The organism is Streptomyces sp. UH6 (assembly GCF_013421635.1).
GTDB classification, from domain to species: Bacteria; Actinomycetota; Actinomycetes; order Streptomycetales; family Streptomycetaceae; genus Streptomyces; species Streptomyces abyssomicinicus.
The window spans coordinates 1-2,350 of record NZ_JACADT010000895.1; the positions used below are offsets into that span (position 1 = coordinate 1).

The 2,350-nt window shown below is 73.5% G+C and carries 1 protein-coding gene; it reads right to left on the reverse strand.

Translation table 11 applies throughout. The features are described 5' to 3' along the window. Positions 1-45 precede the first annotated feature (45 nt). Positions 46-2,350 (reverse strand): ATP-dependent Clp protease ATP-binding subunit (locus tag HW445_RS27270; RefSeq protein ID WP_180223537.1); only part of this gene is annotated, 2,305 nt, incomplete at its 5' end.

Sequence of the window (2,350 nt, forward strand, 5' to 3'; positions counted from 1 at the left end):
CACGAGGATCTCCCCATCTGACGGACCGCACCCGCGGGGCCCGGGTCAGGACCCCGTCCCGCCGGAGCCGCCGAACGGCGCCTCCGGCGGGACGTCCCGCGCGGCGGAGGCGGTCGAACCGCCGCTCTCCACACGGAAGGCCGGCCGGTCGTCCGCGCCGACCTCCACCGTCACCCGGCCGCCCGTGGACAGCCGGCCGTCCAGCAGCATCCGGGACAGCTCGTTGTCCACCTCACGCTGGATGGTGCGGCGCAGCGGGCGGGCGCCGTACTCCGGCTGGTGGCCGTGACGCGCCAGCCAGTCCACCGCCTCGTCGGTGAACTTCACGGTGACGTCCTGCGCGCGCAGCCGGCGCCGGGTGCGCTCCAGCATCAGGTCGGTGATCTGCCGCAGCTGGACGTCGGTCAGCCGGCGGAACACCACGATCTCGTCGATCCGGTTGAGGAACTCCGGCCGGAAGTGCTGCCGCAGCGGGCGCAGCACCTGCTCCCGGCGGGCCTCCTCGTCCGCCGCCGCGTCCGCGGCGGTGAAACCCAGCGTCCCGCCGCCCCGGACGATCGCCTCCGAGCCGAGGTTGCTGGTCATCACGATCACGGTGTTGGTGAAGTCCACGGTGCGGCCCTGGGAGTCGGTCAGCCGCCCGTCGTCCAGCACCTGGAGCAGGATGTTGAAGACGTCCGGATGCGCCTTCTCCACCTCGTCGAGCAGCAGCAGCGAGTACGGGTGACGCCGGACCACCTCGGTGAGCTGGCCGGCCTCCTCGTGCCCCACGTATCCGGGCGGCGCGCCCACCAGACGGCTCACCGTGTGGCGTTCCTGGTACTCGCTCATGTCGATCCGGACCATCCGCTCCTCGCTGCCGAACAGCGCCTCGGCGAGGGCCCGGGCCAGCTCCGTCTTGCCGACGCCGGTCGGGCCGAGGAAGAGGAAGCTGCCGATCGGCCGGTCCGCGCCCGCCAGACCTGCGCGGGCCCGCAGCACGGCGTCCGACACCGCCTTGACGGCCTCGTCCTGGCCCACCACCCGGTCGTGCAGATGCTGCTCCAGGTGCAGCAGCCGCTCCTTCTCCTCGGCGGTCAGGCTGGACACCGGGATGCCCGTCTGCCGGGAGACGACCTCGGCGATCGACTCCACGGTGACCACCAGGTTCTGGCCCTCGTCCGGCTGCTCGTCCTGGCCCGCCGTCTCGATGCGCCCGCGGACCTCCTCGATCCGGTCCCGCAGCCGCGTCGCCTCCTCGTACTGCTCGGCGGCGACCGCCTGGTCCTTGTCGCGGGTCAGCTGCTCCGCCTCCCGCTGGAGCGCGCGCACGTCGGTGCGCCGGCCGCGCGAGCGCAGCCGGACCCGGGCTCCGGCCTGGTCCATCAGGTCGATCGCCTTGTCCGGCAGGAACCGTTCGGTGAGGTAGCGGTCGGACAGCTCCACGGCCGCCACCAGCGCCTCGTCGGTGTACCGCACCTGGTGGTGGGCCTCGTAGCGGTCGGCGAGGCCGCGCAGGATCTCGATCGCGTCGGCGACCGAGGGCTCCGGCACCATGACCGGCTGGAAGCGGCGGGCCAGCGCGGCGTCCTTCTCGATCCGCCGGTACTCCTCCAGCGTGGTGGCTCCCACCACGTGCAGTTCGCCGCGGGCCAGGGCCGGCTTGAGGATGTTGCCGGCGTCCATCCCGCCGCCCTCGCCCCCGCCGCCCGCGCCGACCACCGTGTGCAGCTCGTCGATGAAGACGACCAGCTCGTTGGGGTGCGCGCGGATCTCGTCGATGATGCCGTTGAGCCGCTCCTCGAAGTCGCCGCGGTAGCGGGTGCCGGCCAGCACCCCGGACAGGTCCAGGGCGACCACGCGGCGTCCGGCGAGCACGTCGGGGACGTCGTCGTCCGCGATCCGCTGGGCCAGGCCCTCCACGATCGCGGTCTTGCCGACGCCGGCGTCGCCGATCAGCACCGGGTTGTTCTTGCCGCGGCGCGAGAGCACCTCGACGGTCTGCTCGATCTCCTCGTCGCGGCCGATCACCGGGTCGATGCGGCCCTGACGGGCCAGGTCCGTGAGGTCGCGGCCGAACTGGTCCAGATGGGGCGTGTTCATGCCGTGGGTGGGCTGCTCGGGGTGGCGGCCCACCGCGGTGCTCCCGGACGGTCCGCGCCGGCCCGCCGGGGAGGACGGGTCCTGGCCCTCCGGCGGGGGCGTGGGGGCGAAACGGGCCGTGCTGAGGATGTGCCCGGCCGCCGAGTCGGGGTTCTCGGCCAGCGCGCTCAGCACGTGCTCGGGGCCGATGTAGCCGTCGCCGCGGCTGCGTGCCAGCTCGTGGGCGTCCAGCAGGGCGCGTTTGACCGCGGGCGTCATCACCACCGAG